Genomic DNA, 19263 nt, shown 5'->3' on the forward strand with positions numbered 1-19263 from the left:
CACGGGCCTACTACGAACGTAAACGCGCCGAAGGCAAGGGCCACAAGCAGGCCGTGCTGTCACTCGCCCGTCGCAGAGCCAATGTTCTGTGGGCCATGATGCGCGACGGAGCGTGCTACGAGCCAGCACCACCAGCCACCACAGCGGCTTGACATCCTCATTGGGAAGTTCTTTAAGGTTCTAGGTCGTCCGAGACGCTCATCAAGGCCTCTACGTCTCCTCTAGTGCGGCGGCGGCCGCGTCAACGAAGGGCCTGATCAGCCGTAGATAGGCGCGCAATGTCTCCTGGAACTCAATACGGTTCTCCCGGCTGCCGGTCTCGGCTGCAGCCGTCAGGGCGGTGACGAGGCTGCCCGACATGATCAACAGGTTCGACGCCGCGACGGAAACCGCAGAAGGACCTTCCAGATCGACGATCGTCACTGCCCGACGCAGCTGCTGATGCCGGTCGCAGTGAGCGGTGAGGGCAACTTCCAGCTCGGCGGAGAGGCCGTCGACTCCCTCGAGCCCGTCGGCAACGGTCTGCGCCCGCTCGATGAGAACGAGGTAGGCGGCCCGCCGGGTTTGTCTGGTCCCTTCGCGGCGCTGCGCCGCGGTGGTGGCGTCGACCTGTATCCGCGCAGCGTGGGCGTTGCCCCTGCTGGTCAGCCAGCTCGCCAGCGAACTGGCAACGATGGCCGTCACACCAGTCAGGCCAGCGATGAGCAGCGAGTTGTCAGGCACGCCGAGGAGTCTCTCCAAGAAGACCTACGACAGCCACCGCTCCCTCATCAGTACCTGGTTGTGATCCCGGCGTTGTGTCCGTATGGCCTCGAACGATGCTCCGAACATGAGCACCCATACGGAGATTCCCCGGACGTGAACACGGCCTTCGCCTGATCCTGTGCTCCGACCAATGAGTCTGCTGCATCACAGTGCCCAGCGGGAGCCGTTCGCTTTGGCATCACACTTCCGCGACGGCTTTCACACGTGTCTGACCGCGCGGCGTGACGAACTGTTCGAGTTGACTGACGCGTTGCTGTGTGCCGACGGGCCGGTGAGGACGCCGGTGGACCTGACGCTGCCGGCCGAGCACCGCCGTGGGCCCCGGCGCGCTCCGCGACGCTCTCAACCACGGTCGGATCGATGCCGGGCGGCCGCGGCGGCCGCTGGCCTCACTGCCCCAGCCCAAGGCGGCCGACGGGCGGCTCGTGCTGGCAGTGGACGTGAGCAACTGGCTGCGGCCGGACGCACCGTGCAGCGCGGAGCGGCTGTTCTGCCACACTCACGGCCGCAGCCGGGACCAGCACCTGATGATTCCCGGCTGGCCGTACTCGTTCGTCGCCGCGCTGGAGAGCGGCCACACCTCGTGGTGCCAGCTTCTGGACGCGGTCCGCCTCGGACCCCAGGACGATGTCGCCGAGGTCACCGCCGTCCAGGTCCGCCGCGTCGTCGAGGACCTCGTCGCCGGCAGCCAGTGGTGCGATGGGGACGCGGACATCCTCATCGTCTTCGACGCCGGATACGACGCCCCGCGCATGACCCACCTCCTTACCCGGCGATGCGCAAGCCCGTCCCCGTGCCGTGGATCTCGCCGCCGCAGGGCGGACGGCCCCCGAAGCACGGCAAGGCGTTCCGCTTCGCCAAACCGGAGTCCTGGGGCGAGCCCGACACGGCCACCGTGCAGGTCATCGACCGCTACGGCACCGCGCAGACGATGGCCTGGGACCGGATCCACCCCCGGCTCACCACCCGCTCGGCCTGGATCGGCCGCGACGGCGAACTCCCCATCATCGAGAGTACGTTGATCCGCCTCCAGGTCGACCACCTGCCCGCCGGCAAAGACCCGCCGCCGCTCTGGCTGTGGTCCTCGAAGACCGGCATGACCGGCGACGCTGTCGATCTGCGCCGGCAGGCGTTCCTGCGCAGATTCGACCTGGAGCACACCTTCCGCATGATCAAGCAGACGCTCGGCCGGACCCGCCCGAAGCTCCGCACCCCCGAGGCGGCGGACCGCTGGACGTGGTTGGTTCCAGCGGGTGGTCTGCCCGCGGCGGGCGTAGCGGGCCGAGGTGTCGTAGGGGGAGACGATCGCGCCGGACAAGGGCGGCAGCCCGCCGTCGTCGGCGGTGCGCGCCGGCGCAGGCGCCCTCCCGCGTCACGGTAGTAGTTCTGCACGACGATCTGCCGCAGGGCCTGGACCCGGGCCCTGAGTGCGCGGCCGGCCCCGTGCTCGCGGAGATACTCCAGCAGCTGACAGGCATCCTCGCCGGTGGTGTTGATCTGGTCTTGGGCCGGGTGGCGTTCTTGCCCAGACCGAACGGGTGCAGTTTGCCGGTTTGACGTTCGGGTGCCGGTTTCGGCGGCTTGTGTCCTGGAGCTTCGGTAACGTGCTGGTTCCCCATACATTCAGGTCATGTCTGATCAGTCGGAGTTCTCTTCACGTCCTGTCACTTCCTCCAGTCCCTCTGAGCCGTCCGGCCTCTCCCGCCGTGGTGTTCTGCGCGCCGCGGCGGCTGCCGGAGCGTTAGGCATCCCGCTCGGTGCCGCCATAGCCGGGGCCTCCCCGGCCGCGGCGGCGCCCGCCGTCGTTCCGAGCGCCGCACCCGAACTTCCCGCCGGGCTCGTGCCCTACCTCTCTCCGTACGTCAACTGGGCCGGCGAGATCACCCACAGCGGGCTGTGGGCCTGTGCGCCCCGCACCGGCCAGGATCTCGCCGACCTCGCCAACTGGGCCCATGCCAATGGCTGGCGGCTGCGCGCCCGCGGTAAGTCGCACAACTGGTCACCCTTGACCATCGTCCCGGCCACCGAGTCCGACGCGCAGGTCCTCCTGCTGGACACCACCGAGCATCTGACGCACATGGAACTCACCACCCCGCCCGCCGGCGCGCCCGGCGCGGTGCGTGCGCAGGCCGGAGTGACCCTCGAAACGCTGATGGCCTTCCTCGCCGACCACGGACTGGGCGTCACCAATACTCCCGCACCGGGGGAATTGACCCTGGGCGGCACGCTGGCCATCGACGCCCACGGCACCAGCGTCCCCGCGGACGGCGAGTCCGCCCGCCCCGGCCACACCTACGGCAGCCTCAGCAACCTCGTCCTGTCCCTCACCGCCGTCGTCTGGGACTCCGACCAGGACGCCTACGTCGTGAAGACCTTCCACCGGGGAACCGACGAGGAGTGCGAAGCGCTGGCCACCCACCTCGGGCGCGGCCTCATCGTGGAGGCCGAGATCCAGGCGGGCGCGGACATCCCGCTGCGCTGCCAGAGCCGCGTCGACCTCACCGCCGACGAACTGTTCGCCGCCCCGGGCAGCGCCCTCGCCGCCCGGGGAAACACCTTCGCGGACTTCATGGCCGAGTCGGGGCGGGTGGAGACGATCTGGTTCGCCTTCACCAACCGGCCCTGGCTCAAGGTATGGAGCCTCAGCCCTGAGCGTCCGGTCACCTCCAGACCGGTGCACGCCCCGTACAACTACCCGTTCAGCGACGTCGTCCCGCCCCCGGTCGCCAAGCTGGCCGGGCTTCTCGTCGCAGGTTCCTGGCATCTCGCGCCGGTGCTCGGCGCCGCGCAGTACACGGTGGCGGCGACCGGACTGACCGCCACCGTCGCGAAGGACTTGTGGGGCCCCTCGCACACCCTCCAGTTCTACTTGCGCCCCACAACACTTCGTGAGACCGCCAACGGGTACGGGATCCTCACCCGCCGCGCCGACGTCCAGCGCGTCGTCTCCCAGTTCGCCGGTTACTACCAGCAACGGCTGGCGGCCTGGGCCGCGGCGGGCAGATTCCCGATCAACGGACAGGTGGAAATCAGAGTCAGCGGCCTCGACCAGCCCGACGACTCCGCAGCACCGGGCGCCCGCCCGCCGCTGCTCTCCGTCGTCCGCCCGCACCCCGACCACCCGGAGTACGACTGCGTCGTATGGGTGGACGTGCTGACCCAGCCGACCTCACCCGGAGCCCACCAGTTCTACCGGGAACTGGAACGCTTCCTGATGAGCACCTTCGACGGTGGTTACGCGCTCGCGCGCGTCGAGTGGTCCAAGGGCTGGGGCTATACAGATACGGCTGCCTGGGCCGACGAGCAGATCATCGAGTCCACGGTGCCCGCTTCGTACGGCGCCGGGCAGTGGTCCGAAGCCGTCTCCATCCTGGACCGGCTCGATCCTCACCGGGTCTTCGGCAACGGCTTCACGGATCAGCTGGTGCGCTAGGGCGAGTATTCGGTTGTGATCAAGGGGCGGTCCGTCGGCCTCTGCGGCCAGGCGGTCCGCGTCCGGGTCAGGTACCGGCCGAACCGGCCTGTGGTGAGGCGGCCTTCGGCACCCATGCGTTGGATGTCGCGCCAGTGTCGGCCGATCCGCTCGGCCGCCGCGTCCCGGGTCACGCTCGCCTCCAACCGGCCACACGATCCGCGACGATCTGCTCGACCAAGTCCGTGTCCGGGGCGAGCGCGTCGGCCGTCGCGTACAGGGGCCGGCCCTTGTACGAATCGACCGCGGCAAGACGCTGCCGGGTAACCAGCTCGCCACGTCATCGCCACTCACCGCGTGGCCCGTGTGGTCGGCCAGCACGTCTTGGGCGTCCGCCGCTGCGTCGCGAAGTCGACGCGGACGAGTCCGAAGCGCTTGTGGTTACGCTGCTCGGTCCCGAGTCCCGGCCGGCAGCGTACCCGGCCCAGGCCGTCCGGCCGAGCGGTCAGCCGGGCATCTGGTTCGCCGCGATCAGGGCGCTGAGGAACCGGGTCGCGGCAGGCAGCAGATCGAACCCGTCGTGGGCGATGTCCGGGACGACCTCCAGGGTAGCCATCATCCCGAGCTCCAGCAGGTGTTGGTGCAACGCCTTGGTCCGGTCGACCCGACTGGCCTGCGGCGGTCTCCCGATCAGCCTTGTGTCGCGCGCGCCGACTGTCAGGTGGACCGGGACGGCGAGCGCCGCGTCGAGCCGATGCGTGACACCGAACCTGTCGGCCACATCCGCGATTCCGGCCGGCCACGGCAGGGTGGTGTCGAACCTAGTCGCCGCGCTTGGTGCGCCGACCGACACTCCGGCCAGCCGGTGCGCGTGTAGACAGTAGAACCGGAATGCGAACACGCCGCCGCCGGAGAAGCCGTGCAGATAGAACCTCTCCGCACGGACCGGCCACCGGGCGGTGACCTCCTCGACCATCCGCAGCAACACCAGGTCGAACCGCACATCGGCCTGTTGGAGCAGCTTGTAGGACAATAGGTCGCCCGGGGCCGGGACACCGGCGGGGAACAGCGGCGCGAGGACCACACATCTGTGCCCCTCGGCGAAGTCCTCAAGTGCGTCCCGGTACTTCTCGGCGGTGCGCCGGTCTCCGTGAACGACGACTAGCAACGGCCTTCGCTCGGTCGGCTCAAGGCCCTTCGGCACGTACAGGCAGTATGCGAACCGGGGGTCGGCCTGGCAGGCGGTGAACGGGGTCCGGCGTTCCAGTAGGCGGTGACGTGTGTGTTCCCGTCGCGTCGGCCCGGCAGAGGTCGAGCCTTGACCGTCGTTCACCTGACCTCCGGATTTGACAGTGCCCGGACATCGTTACGCCGCGACCGCGCGGAGTCGACTCGGACTCAACTCTTTTACCCGATCGGGTAATGGAGTTGATTCACCACCACATGCACACTGATCGTGGCGACCGACCAGGGGCTGGAGCGTGATGGGCCGAGAAACCGAGATGATGGCGTCGAATTCGGCGCTGGTGGCAACGATCGAGAATGCGCTCGTCGCCCATCCGGGGGTTCTCGACTCGGCCGTGTCGCCAAGCCGGGAAGACCTGGACGGCGACCGCGTCGGCGTCGTCGTGGTGCTCAGCGAGATGGCCTGTGTGCTCGACGTCCGTGAGGACCTGCGCGCGGCGCTGGACGGAGCCGGACACGGCGCCGAGCCGGCCGTACTCGCGGTGGCCCGGGTGCCGGCGAGGCTGCTCGCCCCGATCGAGGAGCTCGCGGGCCCGTCCGCAGTCTCTCGGTATGAGCCGCCCGCCTCCGAGCTCGAAGAAGGCATCGCGGCCCGGCTCGCTTCGATCCTCGGCCGGCCGCGTGTCGGCGTCCTCGACGACTTCGTCGACCTCGGCGGCGACTCGCTGACCGCAGTGGCGTTCCTCCACGCGATCCAGGAGGCGTACGACGTGCCACTGAGCCTCGTCGAGCTATTCGCCGCCGGCACGGTACGCGAGATCGCGCGGTTGCTGGCCGAGCGGCTCACGACCTCACAACGGCCACGGTGACATGCGGTCGCTACGCCTCGCCGGGCGCCCGGCGTTCATCGACGGTATCGAAGCCGTTCCCGCGGAGTCCGTTGCCGTCGGCCTGGAGTCGGCCAAGCGCGGCTTCACCGGCCCGGACAAGGCACTGGTGGCGATCCTCACCGGGCGCGACCTGCCCGGTCTGCTGGCCTATCTGGCGGCTCTCGAGCTCGGCCATGCGGTCCTGGTCAAGGAAAGTCCGGACACCGCCGCGAGGGATGCCCTTCTCGACACATACCGACCCGAGTTCGTGGTCGACGCCGGGACCGAACCGGTCCCGGCGGGCTACCGGGTGGCGGGAGGGCTGTGCGGGGCCCGAGTGCTGAGGAGCGAGACCCGCGCCGACTCGGCCATGCACCCCGAGCTTGCGGCGCTGATTACCACGTCGGGCTCGCTGGGACGCCCGAAGGTCGTGCGGCTGTCGTACGCGAACCTGGCGGCCAACGCCGACTCGATCGTGGCCTCGCTGGGAATCCGGTCGAGTGACGTCGGGATCACCTCCCTCCCGTTCGACTACAGCTTCGGCCTGTCCATCGTGAATACCCACCTGGTGGCCGGCGCACCGCTGGTCCTGTCCAGGCTCAGCCTCACGTCACGGCGGTTCTGGCAGGTGTGCGGCCGCACTGGTGTAAGCAACCTGGGCGCGGTGCCCATGACGTACCGACTGCTGCACAGCACCGGCTGGCGACCGGCCGGCTTTCCCGCGCTGCGCATCGCCTACCAGGCCGGGGGCGCCCTTGAGCCCGCGCTGGTCGAACACTTCGGCCGACTGATGGCCGACCATGGCGGCGGCTTCTGCCCGATGTACGGGGCAACCGAGGCCACCGCACGGATGTGCTGCCTCACCCCGGGCGAGCTCTTCGACCACCTCGGCTCGGTCGGGCGACCGGTGCCCGGCGGGCGGGTCTGGCTACGCGACGTCACCGAGGACGGCGTGGGGGAGATCGTCTACCAGGGCCCGAACGTGATGATGGGTTATGCGTTCTCACGAGCCGACCTGGCCAGCGGACACATGGTGGGCGACGTGCTGCACACCGGCGACCTGGGTCGGCTCGACCGCGGCATACTGCACGTGGTGGGCCGCAAGGACCGGCAGATCAAGCTTTACGGTAGGCGGATCCTCTCGGACGAGATCGAGCGGCGACTCGCTGTCGTGGGTCCGGCCGCGGTGCTGCCGATGCCCGGCGACAGCGCTGTGGTGTTCGTCGAGGGCAGCGGTGAGCAGTTCCGCGCCGTATGGCTGGACGTGCTGCGCACGCTCGAACTGCCGGCCGAGTGCCTGCCGCTGCGGGCGGTGGCCAGCCTGCCGCGCACCGGCTCCGGCAAGATCGACCTGAACAACCTACGGATTCTCGCCGATGCACTCTGACGTGTATGCCGACGGACTTGTCGCGGAGACCGACTCGGGCCGGGTGCGTGGGCTGCACGTCGACGGCGTGCATGCGTTCCTCGGCGTGCCGTACGCCGCGTCCACCTCGGGCCGTTCGCGGTTCCAGCCTCCTCGCCCGCACCCCGGATGGGCGGGCGTGCGGGACGCAAGGTCCTACGGCCCGACCTCCCCGCAACGGCCGCTGACCGAGGCGCTCGGCGCGCGCCCGGCAGTGGTCTCGCTGCTGCCACTGTTCGGCATTCCGACCAAGGTGGTAAACCAGGGCGAAGACTGTCTCGTGCTGAACATCTGGACGCCCGGCGCTCGCCCCGCGGCCCGCCGTCCGGTACTGGTCTGGCTGCACGGTGGCACCGACTTCGGTGCGGGAGACTGGCCGCGGTTCGACGGCGCCGCCCTCGCCCGCCAAGGCGACCTGCTCGTGGTGACGGTCAACCACCGGCTCGGCATCTTCGGCCACCTCGACCTGTCCTGGACGGGCCTGCCGGAGTACGCGGCGTCCGGCCAGGTCGGACTACTGGACCTGCGGACAGCGCTCAACTGGCTGCAACACAACGTGGAATCCTTCGGCGGCGACCCGGCCAACCTCACTCTGGCCGGCTGTTCGCGCGGCGCCTCTCGCGTCGCCGCCCTGCTGTCCGTCACCTCACCCGAGCCGCCGTTCCAGCGCGCCATCCTGACCAGTCCGCCACCGCCCCGCCCGGCCGCCGCCGTATCTCCGCAGGACGCGGCCCGAACTACACTGCAGCACCTCGGGATTCCGCCCGACCGGTCCGACCTGCTGGCTCAGGTCCCGGTGGACCGACTGCTCGGCGCCCAGGCCCTGCTGCGGGCCGAGTACCGGCACGCGTTCCAGCCCACGGTCGACGGCAGCCCCGTCGAGAAGCCCTGCTACACCGACCTGGCCGGCGGCGCGGCCCCGCACGTGCCCGTCATGATCGGCAGCGCCCTGAACGAGACGGCCCGCACCATCGAGGCCGACCCCGCGTACTGGGAGGGCCTCGACGACGCCGAACTCGCCCGCCGCTGCTCGATGATCGCGCGCTGCGACGTGACCGACCTGGTCGCCGAATACCGACGTGAACGCCCGCAAACCCCGGCGCGCAGGATCGCGGTCGTGGTCACCACCGACGCGCTGTACCGGTTTCCGGCCCTCGCCCTGGCCTCGGCCCGCAGCGCCACCGCAACCGCCCCGACCTACTCGTACGTCTTCGCGGGCGGCACCGGCAGCCACGGAGAGGACGCCTTGTTCTTCTTCGACAACCTGCGCCACGCCGCCTTGGTCGCCCGCAACCCGGCCAACGCCGCCCTGGCGAGAGCCGCGAGCGCGGCCTGGATCACTTTCTGCCACACGGGGAGCCCCGAGGTCCCCGGCGTCGGCTCGTGGCCCGCCTACACCGACGCCCAGCGGCACACCCTGCTCTTCGGCAACCCGACCCGCGCGGTCAACGACCCGTTCGCAACCCGCCGCGCGGCCTGGACCAGGACCTGCCCGCCGCCCTGGCTGTCCCGCGATGTCTCGGAGGCAGGGGGATGTTCGTCGACCGCGGAAACGGGAGCATGAGTCCCCTTGCTGTCGGCAATGGCTGAATTTCACCCGCTGCCGAGGGCGTTTCGGTGGCGAGGGTAGACCTATCCCAAGCCCGCCCACTGCGGCCGTAGACGTGGCAGAACAGGCGGTCCGCGCTGGTCGGTGCGTCCGGACGGAGCCAGTGACTGACAAGCCGTTGCCCTTTCGGTCATGCGTTCGTTATTGATCGAACAGGGTGCTGGATCGGGTGAGTTGGCCGCTCTGCACGCATGAAGGAAGGGCCTCTTGGTAGCTCGCGGTTGTCGAATCCAGCGAGAAGTAAGAGGCCCTGTTGTCGCAGTTTTACGTGCTCCCCTTCACAGAGTCCGCTGATGCACTCCCTGACCACCCGCAGCCGGCTGTTCCGCCCGCGGGTCACAGTCGGGCCGTACCGGATCACGCTCGCAGGTCGGAAACCCCGGCGGATACCTGCACTGGGTAGTCGGGGTCAGCGATGCCGGATCCCCCTGCCGTCGCACCGATCGGCTGCGACGAGTGGGAGCCGCCGCAATTGGCCGAGTACCGTGGGCAGGCCCGGATCAACTCGCTGCTCGTGGTCGGCTCCACGATCGACCTCGAAAGCGTCCTGTCCTACGGAATTGCGCCCGATTGCGATCGCGTCCGGTTCCTCGAACTCCGCCACCCGCCCCGCGTCGCCCTCGCACAACAAGGCTGGAAAGCAATACAAACTCTCCAAGGCCGGCTCTCGCGTACGGAACGCCAGCGCCGCCCTACCCGATCAGAAAGGCCCCATAGGGGAAGTCTCGGGGCCCGACGCCGGCAAGTCATAACCCAGTACAGCAGAGTCCGACGCGCCAGGTCGGATCCAGCCCTATCGAGGCGAGACGACTCAGCGAGCACCAGTGGGAAGCGCTCGCGGAGCTGGGCGTGGAGTGGGCGTGACACCACTTTTGGCTGGCCGTTGGAAGCGGCCGGTCAAGTAAAGCACAGAGAGACCCCGGGGGGCATGGCCCGGGGTCTCGTGCTGTCAGCGCTCCAGCGCGGGAAGGCCTGCCAGCCTGTTCAGCCCGGCGTCGAGCGGGGCGGTAGACCCTTTTCCGCACTCGCAGGCGGCATTCTTCCGCTACTTCTCGCTCAGTCTGATATCGCCATCCGCTGTGATCGTCAGTAGGTAGTCTTGCGGTTGGGACTCGACCTTGGCGAGTTGGACCTTCTGATCAGACCATTCCCACTGACCCATGATTCTCCAGTCGTCATCCTGGATCCACATAAGGCCTTTCTTCGTCTGGACAGAAGGCCGGGTGTCGCCCTGCTGCGAGATCCACAGGTACACGTCGGTATACCCGTGCGGACGGCAGATACGACTGTCCTTGGAGTTCTCGTTATTGACGACCGAAACCCACCTGTCGGAGTCGTTCTGGCAGCCGTTTATGCCTGTGGTCATCGGCCTTTTCCTCTCACTTCGGAATTCACACCCCCATCCTGACCATACGGAGAAGAAGCCGCATCAGATCTCCACCCAAACGAGTGAAAGCCCCACCAAGAAAGGCCCAGCAGACCGTCCTCCGCTGTTCCAACCTCCTGCCGCTGCCATGAGTACGACGGGCTGGCGAAGGTGCCTGCCGCGCTGCTCGTGGAGTGGGCCTGACACTGCCTCGGCTGGTCATTGAGCCGGCGGGAACCACGTGTGAGAGCCCCCGGGCTGTCATGGCAGCGCCGGGGTCCCTCGCGTCCGCTGTCCGGTGCGACGAGAGATCTTCGCTCGCGTACTTCCACGCGCCCCGGGAGCTTGTTGAGGAGCCCTCCTGGCTCGCGTTGGGACGATCCGCCAGCTGTCACGCTGTGCGGATGTCGATGTTGCAAGTCCCAAGCGAAGCACAGGGCACTGACCTGCTGGGCACCGTCACGGCGCGACAGCTCACAGAAGACCTTCGCGTAGCGCTGCGCGAGGTCCAGCAGGCCGCCGGAGTCCTGGCGTACCGCATCCGCGCAGCTCATGAAGCCCAGGTGTGGACAACCCTCGGTTACGGCGGCTGGGCTGAGTACGCCAAGCAGGAGTTCGGGATCGGCAGGGCGCACGCCTACCGGCTCGTGCACTTCGCACGCGCGGCCGCTGCCCTCACGGCCGGTGTGGCGGCAGCCGGCGTGTGGTCTCCCGACGAAGAGCCCATCGGAAACCGAGTCCTTGACTTCGGCGTATCTGAGGGGCGCTGCGTGACCTCCAGGGAGAGGCCGATGACCTCGCCGCCACGATCACTCGGCAACCGCAGGAAGCTCATCAGGAGGGCCCGGTCGATTCGGCCGCCGTGGAAGCGATCGTCCAAGGCGTCGTCAGAGTCGCCCGGTGCCGGTCAGCTCCACGCGCCGGCGCTCCCGCCCCGCTGCTGACCGATCACCTCAGCACGATCGCCGACACCGCTCTGGCGGCCCGACGCTGTGCGGTCGTCGTGGCTGGTCAGCGCCGTACCGGGGGCTCGGATGGATGCGCGTGAGGTGTCGGCGGATGACATCGAGCTGGAGCGTTCAGCACGACGGAGGTGCGTGAGCGCGGGCTTCTTGAGCCGGTTGTGGCCGGTCCGGTTCGAGTCGGTGCCGCCTGGGCGCCGGTTTCCGGCTTTCCTCGGTCAGGGCAACCGGTGCGGTTGGTACTGGTCGGCGACAGTGCGGCGGGCATGTGGTCTCCGAGTCGTGGCTGGAGCATGATCGCCTGACGCTGCTCGACTTCGACCCGTGGTGACGGGCATGGCCTCGCAGCCCTTCCGCTGTCGTGGACGGCGCCGGGCGGTAAGCGGGTGCGACCTGTACGCCGGACTTCTTTGTCCGCCGCTCCGACTGCACGGCCTGACCTCGGCGGGTCACTCCGACTGGTGTTCCGGGCCTCCGAAGTCCGGGCTGGTGAAGTCGGGGCTGGTGAAACTCGGGCGGGGAGCCGGAGCGGGACCGGGGCCGTCGTCAGGGGGGCGAAGCCCAAGCGGTCGTAGCCGAGGCGCGGGGTGCGGCTGGTCGGCGTCGGCGGTGCCGTACGACGCAGGGCAGCGGTGCCGGGATCGGCGAGTGCCTCGCGCAGGAAGGGAATGATGCCGCGTTCCAGCACGGCTTCCCGCCAGGCCTCTCTGGCCCGGGCCAACTCCTCGCTGATTCGTGGTAGTTCACGGCCTCCCGGGTGGACTGGCCGCGGTTGCGCAGAGCAGTGCCCAGCAGGACGACCGCGCAGACGACGATCGTGCCCTCAGCCACGGCTCCGAACAGCCACCCGGCGGTGAACATGGTCCGGGCGAACGCCGACTCGGTAGTGAACATCTTGAGGACGAGGCCGACAAGGAAGAAGATCGCGGCGGCGGTTCCGGAGAGGACAGGGGCGAGCACGGCGAAGACGGCGAACGGACCGGCTCCGGCCGCCTCGGTCGTCTCTGGGACCGGTGTCTCGCGCCTGGCCGGGCGCGTGCGAGTCGGCATGCGGACGGCTGCGGGCTGCTCGGACGTACACCCATACCGTCATGCGGTCTATTTCAGTCACAACCCTGTCGTGTGGCCGAATCCAATGCCATGCTGTGACGGCGGTGACCCTCTGGCCCCAAGTGAGGCCCTCATCGCCGGCCCCGTCCATGTGCCGCCACGTGCTGCCACCAGAGCGGGGCCTCGCCGTCCCTCCCGATCCTCCCCGCGGGAGGGCCGACGGCTGCCCGCACCCACATGGACCCGAGCGAGCACGCCCTTCAGCCGGGGCGTTCCCCGTCAGGTGCACTCAGGCTATTCGTAAGATCGTTTGATTCGAGGCTCTCGGATCGCGGACTGTTTGAGCGCGGGGTTGGTCCGGGGGCGTCAGGTGCGGTCGGCCGGCTGTTTTCCGTGCCATGCCATGAGCAGGACGGTGGCGTCGTCCTGGAGGCGCCCGCCGTGGTAGTCCATGATGCTGTGCGTCAGGCGGCGCAGGGTCTCGGGGACGGGCAGCCGGTCGGCGTCGTGGCGGATCAGGAAGTCGGTGAACCGGTCCAGGCCGAATTCGCGGCCGTCCGCGTCCCGTGCTTCGGTGATGCCGTCGGTGTAGAGGACGACGCGGTCACCGGGCTGGAGCTGTTCCTGGCACAGGGTGGCCCTGATTCCCAGGTCTGTGCCCAGCGGGTGCGCAGGCGGGCAGTGCCGGGTGATTCGGCTTCCGTGGCGGAGGATGAGCGGGGGATGGTGGCCGTGGGTGATCCAGCTGAGCCGGCCGGTGTGGGTGTCCAGGTTGGCCAGCACGGCGGTGACGTGGCGGCCGTGACCGTTGAACTGTTCGGTCAGGGTGCGATCGATCGCTTCGCCGGTCTCGACCAGGCCGGCCCCTTGGCGGCGGTTGTTGCGGCAGGCGGCCACAGCCAGGTTGGCGGCCAGGCCCGCCGCCATGTCGTGCCCCATCGCGTCGAAGATCGCCAGGTGCACCGTGTGACCGGCCAGCGCGTACTCGTAGGTGTCACCGCTGATCTCGTAGGCCGGTTCCAGCGCCGCGCCGATCAGCACGGCGTCGTTGGCGAAACCGCGGGGCGGCATGAGATTCCACTGCATCTCCGCTGCCACCGTCATCGGCCGGGTCCGCACCAGCCGGTAGTAGTAGTCGCTGCCCGGGCGCTTGGCGATAATCATCAGCGTCACCACAACCGCCAGGTCCAGGATGTCCCGCAGGCTCTGCTCGTCGGCTTCCTCGGTGCTCACCCTCAGGACTCCCACCCGCTCGCCGCCCTCGGCCAGCGGCACCCACCAGGCGCCTGGGCCAGGGCGGGGACCGTTTGCCGACACGGGCTCCGCGAGCTGGAAGGACCGCCCGGCCAACGTCCCCTCGATCCGCAGCTCGGGCGTCCCCTCATCTCCGTTCCCGGCGTTCGGGGCCTGATCAGCGAGAAGGCGCAGCACATCCTGCTGCAGGTCCGCGACGTAGATCAGTACTCCCGACAGGCCGGCACGGGCGGCGTACTCCGACACCTTGGCCGGAAGCTCTTCCATCGTCATACGGTGGCTGGCCTGCAGCAGACCGCCGAGGAACCACCGTGTCGGCGTAGCGTTCATGAGCGGATCCGATCACTGCCTGACGACCCGCATTCACCCATGGACCCCTTCACGGGGGTTCGCCCGGCGCCACACAACGGCCGGAAACGAGAAGCCACATTCCGAACAACCTTCACCATCAGCCTATGCCTCCACGACCTGGACGGTGGCTCACCAAGCCGCCGAATTCGGCGAGAACAGCCGATCGGAGGCATGAGCCGGTTACGAGTAAGTGATCACGGGGCGCCAGTTGTGGCACGATGCGGCATGCCCGTAACGGCCCTGTTCTGTTCTCGTACAGCGACGGCCAGGTGGCGTGTAGCACTGCGTAACGCTCAGGTCTGCGGTCGGAGCGAGGGCCGGCGGTACAGCGGATAGTGGTAGCTGTCGTTCCGCTTCGAGGTCGGCTGATCGGGCTTCCACGCGCCGGCGATCCGTCAGGATGGTGCCGCGGTAAACGCCGGATTTACTGCGGCGGAGCCTCTACGGTGAGCGCCGCGACCTGCGGCGGGGTGTTCCGGCCGCCGGGACGAGGTGTACGCATTTGCTGCGACGATCGAACCAGTGACCGAACTCGGAGGCGGGGGCGCTCTTCGGCTGCCGCGCGCCCGGGTGATGCCTCTGTCCGCCCCGCCGTCGTCGTACACCGCGGCTGCCGAGCGGTACCTCACCGGCGCGGGCTTCGCGAAGTCCTCCGCGCGGATCCACCGGATCTCGCTCACGACGTGGGGATGGATGCTCGCCGGCGAACCGGCGCCGCCCGAACCCGCCCGGACCCGCCCGGACCCGCCCGCCGGGGCGCGAAGCCACCCGTCTTCCCCGTCGCCACGATCGACGACCCGGCGCCGGGTGGAGGTGCCGCCCTCGGCGTCGTGGGTCAGGGCGCTGCGGCGGAGCCGGTGCAGGGTCCAGCCGTCCAGGTCCTCGACGTCCTCGGCCCGGCGGCAGGAGAGCCGGGCCCGGCCGGTCTCCGGGCACACGTCGAGCGTCGGTCCGATGTTGCCGGCCCGCTCCCGCCACGCCTCCGTCCGCTCCCCGGAGCGGTACGCGATCCCGCCGCGCGACGTAGGACGTAAGGACGTAGGACGTAGCGCCCGCCAAGCAAGATCAATCTCACTCGGATTTCCTGTACGCCACCTACTCGCACCCGGCAACGTCTGAGGCGGGTGGCCATGCGGCCGCTCGGTCGATGTGACGGCCACCCCCTGGGCCTGGATCAAGCACGCCCGCCGCCACGCACGGGGCTGCGAACACCCCTCTCTGTGAACTGGATCACAGCCGATCATGGAGGGTCGGGGCGTCTCGTCTTTGTATGTGAGCACGACGAACGGAGACGTCATGAAGATCTTCCTTGCCGGAGCGTCCGGTGCCATCGGCAGCCAGATTGTTGTCCAACTCGTGGCGCGCGGCCATGAGGTCGTCGGCACGACCCGCTCGGCCACCAAGACCGGTGCGCTGCGCGCACTCGGTGCCGAGCCGGTTGTCGTCGACGCGCTCGACCCCGAGTCGGTGGCCGACACGGTGGCCAAGGCGGAGCCGGAGGTGATCGTGCACCAGCTCACCGCGCTGAGCGGACCGATGAAAGTCCGGCAGGCGAAGCTGATGGCGGCCGCGACCAACCGCCTGCGCACCGAGGGCACCGACCACCTGCTGGCCGCCGCGCGCGCCGTCGGCGTCCGCAGGTTCGTGGCGCAGAGCAACGCTCAGTGGATGGAACGTACCGGCGGGCCGGTTGCCGACGAGAACGGCCGGATCGAGCCGAACCCCCCTGCCGACGCGGCGGAGGTGGTGGCCGCACTGCGCTACCTGGAGAACGCGGTGACCGGCATCACCTGGGCTGAGGGCATCGCGCTTCGCTACGGCGGCTTCTACGGCCCGGGGACCAGCATCAGCGCCGCGCCGGATGCCGTCATGGCCGAGCACCTCCGCAAACGGAAGATCCCGATCGTCGGCAGCGGTGGCGGGGTGTTGTCGCTGGTGCACATCACCGACGCCGCGTCGGCCACGGTCGCGGCCGTCGAACGCGGCCGGGCCGGGATCTACCACGTCGCCGACGACGAGCCGGCACCCGTGCGCGACTGGCTGCCGGACCTGGCCCGCGCACTCGGCGCCAAGCCGCCACGCCGCGTACCAGGCTGGCTCGTGCGCGCGTTGGCCGGCAAGGCCCCGGTCGACATGATGACCCGGGCCCGCGGGATCTCCAGCGAGAAGACCAAGCGCGAACTGGACTGGACGCCGCAATACCCGAGCTGGCGCACGGGCTTCGCCAAGGGATTGGAATAGCCGACATGGGAATAGCCGACATGTCCGTCTCGGACCTGTACGACGAGCTGCGCCCGCGGGCGTTCGCCATCACCTACCAGATGCTCGGCAGCGTCAGCGAAGCCGAGGACGTAGTGCAGGAGGCCTTCCTGCGCATGCACCAGACCCTGCAACGCGGCGAGCCGATCGCCTCGCCGCGCGCGTACATCGCCACATTGGCCACCCGGCTGGCCATCGACCAGCTCCGCTCGGCCCGAGTGCGGCGGGAACACTACGTCGGCGAGTGGCTGCCCGAGCCGCTCGTCACCGACCCGACGCCGGCCGAGCACGCCGAGACCGCCGACTCACTGTCACTGGCGTTCCTGGTACTGCTGGAGAACCTGTCGCCGCACCAGCGCGCCGCCTTCCTCCTGCGCGAGGTCTTCGACTACCCGTACACGGAGGTCGCCGAGATCATCGGCACCGACGTGGACAGCACACGGCACCTGGTGGCCCGAGCCCGCAACCACGTCCAGAAGCACCGGCCCCGCTACCACGCCACACGGCGACAACGCGAAGAACTGGCCCAGCGCTTCTTCGCCGCCTCCGAACAAGGCGACCTGAGCGCACTCGAAGAGCTGCTGGCCCAGGACGTGGCGCTGCACGTCGACGGCGGCGGCAACGTGCCGGCACTGGGCCAATCGGTCAACGGCCGGGAGCACGTGGCACGCACCCTGCTGGCCAGGATCGCCGCATTCGCACGCCTCGGCGTCCGCATCCGCCTCACCGAGGTCAACGGCCAGCCCGGTGCCATGGCGTACGACACGCAGGACCTGCTCGTCGAGGTCATGGGACTCGGCATCGCGGATGGTCGGATCCAGACCATCCACGCCATCGTCAACCCCGACAAGCTCCGGCACCTCGACCAGGTCAGCGACCTCGGCGCCCGGCTGCTCGCAGAACGCCGATCCGGCGGCAACCCCTGACCGCCGGTCGCCCCCGCGACGTGGCCGGTGAGACGAACCTGCCGCGTCACCGGCTCTGCACTGGACCAGATGATGCCGACCCGGCTCGGCATCACCTGGAGCGGAGGGGCGTCCTGACGGCCACGCGTGCGAACGTCGTGGGGCAACGTGCCGGGGCAAGTTCACCGCGGTGACCTCGCCCCGGGCCCCAAGCTGTTCGCCATCGGGGAGGTCGGCGACTGGCTGCGCGGGCGCCGCAGCACGCCAGTCCGCCCGGCGGCGCCCCCGGCGGCGCCGCTCGAGCCCTCCATGCACTGACCCCGGCCTTCCCCACGAATCGGCCCGGTCACGTGGTGGCTGCGGTGGTCTCCCCTCGGGGTGCGCGGTCCGGGCACCGTCGCGGCCCGGACGGTCGGCTCCAGGTCCAGGCATCTGTTCATGTCGAGCTCATGTCGAGCTCGACATGGCCGTATGGGTTCACGTGTGTCCAGAACAGCGGGGACAGTGCCCGCCGATCTGCCTCGGTGGCAGCGCGGCCCTTGTCGTCCACCACGGCCGCCCGCCACTGCTCGGGCACCACCCCTGAAGCGGCACCGTCTCGGCCGGGCCGAAGAACGCGCCCTCCTTCAGCGGCTGCTCCAGATACCGCTCCAGCAGGTCGATCGCGTCCTTCACCGGCCGGTACGCGGTGTTGTTGCACGTCACCTCCAGCGCCTTCAGCAGCGGCGAGAGCATCCGCCGCCAGTGCGCCGAGTACGACGACCGCGGCACCGTGCGGACCCGGGCCTGGTAGCGGGCCTCGCTCGCCGCGGCCTCCGCCGCCAGGGCCCTGAGCGTCTTCTCCCCGCCGTACCGTGCCGGACGGCTCCGACAGCGCCCCAGCCGCCTCACCCGCTCCAGCTTGTTCACCTCTGCCCGCCGCCGATCGCGTACGAGCTGCTGATCCGGCCCCGCCACGTGTCGCTGATCAACCCGAGCGAACAGGGGGTGGTCCCGTCGCCCGAGGCCATGGCGACGGTGCGCGCTCTGCCCTCGTACGCCCACGGGGTCATGGCCCATCCGGCCGGGCATCCCGCCCCGCGCACCATCGACGTCGCGACCTCGCCCGGGTTCGTCCATCTGATCCCGGACAACCCGGACGAGCTCGCCTCTGACTGCGAGCAGTTGCGCTGGATCGAGGAGGACGGGCTCTACGACGGGGCGGAGGTTCGGGACTCGATCCGGTAGAGCACGCTCTCCCCGTTGCTTCCGTCGGCCCGCGTGCCGCTGAGCACGCCGCCGATGCGCTCGACGGCCCGCTGGGACCGTACGTTGTCCCGTCCCACCAGGAACACGACCGTGCCGACGAACCGGAAGGCGTGCCGAATCATGAGGCGCTTGAGCTCGCTGTTGTACGTACCGCCCCAGTGCGACCTGGCGAGGAAGGTCCAGCCGATCTCGATCTCGTCGTGCCTGGGGTCGTGCCCGTGATACCGGGAGGAGCCGATCAGCCGGCCGTCCTTCCGGTCGATCACCGAGAGGGCGCCCCGGGAGGCGAGCGCCTCGTGGAAGAAGCGAGTGAACTCGTCCCTCCGATGGCGGTCGCGGGCCGGATGCTGCTCCCAGACGAGCGGATCGGAGGCGACGGCGTACAGGTCGTCGAAGTCCTTTTCGCGCAGCGGCCTGACGTCCACGAGTGCGCCGCTCAGGTAAGGCTGGAGGTCGAAGGGCATGGGCCGAGGCTATCGAAGCCGAGACGTGGGCATGTGCGGGCGGTGAACCGGATGCAGAAGGCTGGCGACGCGGTGGTCACCAGCTCCACGCGGCTATAGGGCGTGTTTGAGAAGTCCCTCCCCCGGACTTCGTCCGGGAGGTACCCCCACCGCCTTGCG

17 protein-coding genes and 2 pseudogenes are annotated in these 19263 nt (G+C 69.3%); 11 read left to right on the forward strand and 8 right to left on the reverse strand.

The window, feature by feature from the left end:
• A pseudogene (locus ACIHCQ_RS39295) lies at positions 1-152 on the forward strand (IS110 family transposase); the annotation flags it as partial.
• A 58-nt stretch (positions 153-210) separates the two neighbouring features.
• Here ACIHCQ_RS39295 and ACIHCQ_RS39300 read toward each other — a convergent pair.
• A complete protein-coding gene (locus ACIHCQ_RS39300; RefSeq protein ID WP_399673522.1) occupies positions 211-723 on the reverse strand; it encodes a hypothetical protein in 513 nt (170 codons plus the stop codon).
• A gap of 356 nt (positions 724-1079) precedes the next feature.
• Between ACIHCQ_RS39300 and ACIHCQ_RS39305 the strand changes: the two genes are divergently transcribed.
• The 3 genes from ACIHCQ_RS39305 (at position 1080) to ACIHCQ_RS39315 (ending at position 4198) form a co-directional block, all read left to right on the forward strand.
• A complete protein-coding gene (locus ACIHCQ_RS39305; RefSeq protein WP_399673524.1) occupies positions 1080-1787 on the forward strand; it encodes a transposase in 708 nt (235 codons plus the stop codon).
• Positions 1784-2146, forward strand: a complete 363-nt coding sequence (locus ACIHCQ_RS39310; protein WP_399673526.1) for a hypothetical protein — start codon at positions 1784-1786, stop codon at positions 2144-2146. Before ACIHCQ_RS39305 ends, ACIHCQ_RS39310 begins: the two co-directional genes overlap by 4 nt.
• A gap of 249 nt (positions 2147-2395) precedes the next feature.
• Complete coding sequence (locus ACIHCQ_RS39315; RefSeq protein WP_399673528.1) at positions 2396-4198, forward strand: cholesterol oxidase substrate-binding domain-containing protein; 1803 nt, start codon at positions 2396-2398, stop codon at positions 4196-4198.
• Between the two features lie 484 nt (positions 4199-4682).
• Here the strand turns inward: ACIHCQ_RS39315 and ACIHCQ_RS39320 are convergent, their stop codons facing one another.
• Positions 4683-5381 carry a hydrolase gene (locus ACIHCQ_RS39320; protein ID WP_399673530.1) on the reverse strand — a complete coding sequence of 233 codons (699 nt, stop codon included), beginning with the start codon at positions 5379-5381 and terminating at the stop codon, positions 4683-4685.
• Between the two features lie 280 nt (positions 5382-5661).
• Here ACIHCQ_RS39320 and ACIHCQ_RS39325 point away from each other — a divergent pair, with 280 nt between their 5' ends.
• From ACIHCQ_RS39325 to ACIHCQ_RS39335, 3 genes are read left to right on the forward strand one after another with little or no spacing between them, the layout of a single operon-like run.
• Complete coding sequence (locus ACIHCQ_RS39325; RefSeq protein ID WP_399673532.1) at positions 5662-6231, forward strand: phosphopantetheine-binding protein; 570 nt, start codon at positions 5662-5664, stop codon at positions 6229-6231.
• A 1-nt stretch (position 6232) separates the two neighbouring features.
• Positions 6233-7618: an AMP-binding protein gene (locus ACIHCQ_RS39330; protein WP_399673534.1), complete on the forward strand. Its 1386-nt coding sequence runs from the start codon at positions 6233-6235 to the stop codon at positions 7616-7618.
• On the forward strand, positions 7608-9200 hold the full coding sequence (locus tag ACIHCQ_RS39335) for a carboxylesterase/lipase family protein (RefSeq protein WP_399673536.1): 1593 nt from the start codon (positions 7608-7610) through the stop codon (positions 9198-9200). The genes ACIHCQ_RS39330 and ACIHCQ_RS39335 overlap by 11 nt, the downstream gene beginning before the upstream one ends.
• A gap of 1090 nt (positions 9201-10290) precedes the next feature.
• On the opposite strand, the gene ACIHCQ_RS39340 is transcribed toward ACIHCQ_RS39335, so the two are convergent.
• Positions 10291-10611, reverse strand: coding sequence for a hypothetical protein (locus tag ACIHCQ_RS39340; protein ID WP_399673538.1), 321 nt, complete (start codon positions 10609-10611; stop codon positions 10291-10293).
• Positions 10612-11015: 404 nt separating this feature from the next.
• On the opposite strand from ACIHCQ_RS39340, the gene ACIHCQ_RS39345 reads away from it, so the two are divergent.
• Positions 11016-11555, forward strand: coding sequence for a hypothetical protein (locus tag ACIHCQ_RS39345; protein WP_399673540.1), 540 nt, complete (start codon positions 11016-11018; stop codon positions 11553-11555).
• 467 nt (positions 11556-12022) lie between these two features.
• Here the strand turns inward: ACIHCQ_RS39345 and ACIHCQ_RS39350 are convergent.
• The 3 genes and pseudogenes from ACIHCQ_RS39350 to ACIHCQ_RS39360 form a co-directional block, all read right to left on the reverse strand.
• Positions 12023-12578, reverse strand: a pseudogene (locus ACIHCQ_RS39350) (hypothetical protein); the annotation flags it as partial.
• Between the two features lie 411 nt (positions 12579-12989).
• A complete protein-coding gene (locus tag ACIHCQ_RS39355) occupies positions 12990-14207 on the reverse strand; it encodes a PP2C family protein-serine/threonine phosphatase (protein WP_399673542.1) in 1218 nt (405 codons plus the stop codon).
• Positions 14208-14623: 416 nt separating this feature from the next.
• A complete protein-coding gene (locus ACIHCQ_RS39360; RefSeq protein ID WP_399673544.1) occupies positions 14624-15166 on the reverse strand; it encodes a hypothetical protein in 543 nt (180 codons plus the stop codon).
• A 358-nt stretch (positions 15167-15524) separates the two neighbouring features.
• On the opposite strand from ACIHCQ_RS39360, the gene ACIHCQ_RS39365 reads away from it, so the two are divergent.
• Both ACIHCQ_RS39365 and sigJ read left to right on the forward strand, forming a co-directional pair.
• The gene (locus ACIHCQ_RS39365) at positions 15525-16469 is read left to right on the forward strand and encodes an NAD-dependent epimerase/dehydratase family protein (RefSeq protein ID WP_399673546.1); all 945 of its coding nucleotides are present in this window, start codon (positions 15525-15527) and stop codon (positions 16467-16469) included.
• A gap of 5 nt (positions 16470-16474) precedes the next feature.
• Positions 16475-17413, forward strand: coding sequence for an RNA polymerase sigma factor SigJ (gene sigJ / locus ACIHCQ_RS39370; protein ID WP_399673548.1), 939 nt, complete (start codon positions 16475-16477; stop codon positions 17411-17413).
• A 456-nt stretch (positions 17414-17869) separates the two neighbouring features.
• Here sigJ and ACIHCQ_RS39375 read toward each other — a convergent pair whose 3' ends face one another.
• A complete protein-coding gene (locus tag ACIHCQ_RS39375; RefSeq protein WP_399673550.1) occupies positions 17870-18349 on the reverse strand; it encodes a hypothetical protein in 480 nt (159 codons plus the stop codon).
• On the opposite strand from ACIHCQ_RS39375, the gene ACIHCQ_RS39380 reads away from it, so the two are divergent.
• Positions 18350-18619 (forward strand): hypothetical protein, encoded by a 270-nt coding sequence (locus tag ACIHCQ_RS39380; protein WP_399673552.1) that lies wholly within the window; start codon positions 18350-18352, stop codon positions 18617-18619. It abuts the gene before it with no gap.
• Here the strand turns inward: ACIHCQ_RS39380 and ACIHCQ_RS39385 are convergent.
• Entirely contained in the window at positions 18583-19104 is a 522-nt protein-coding gene (locus ACIHCQ_RS39385; RefSeq protein WP_399673554.1) for a GNAT family N-acetyltransferase, read from the reverse strand. The two genes, ACIHCQ_RS39380 and ACIHCQ_RS39385, sit on opposite strands and share 37 nt — an antisense overlap.
• Between the last annotated feature and the right edge of the window lie 159 nt (positions 19105-19263).

The sequence above is a fragment of the Streptomyces sp. NPDC052236 genome, from assembly GCF_044548015.1.
Taxonomy (GTDB): domain Bacteria; phylum Actinomycetota; class Actinomycetes; order Streptomycetales; family Streptomycetaceae; genus Streptomyces.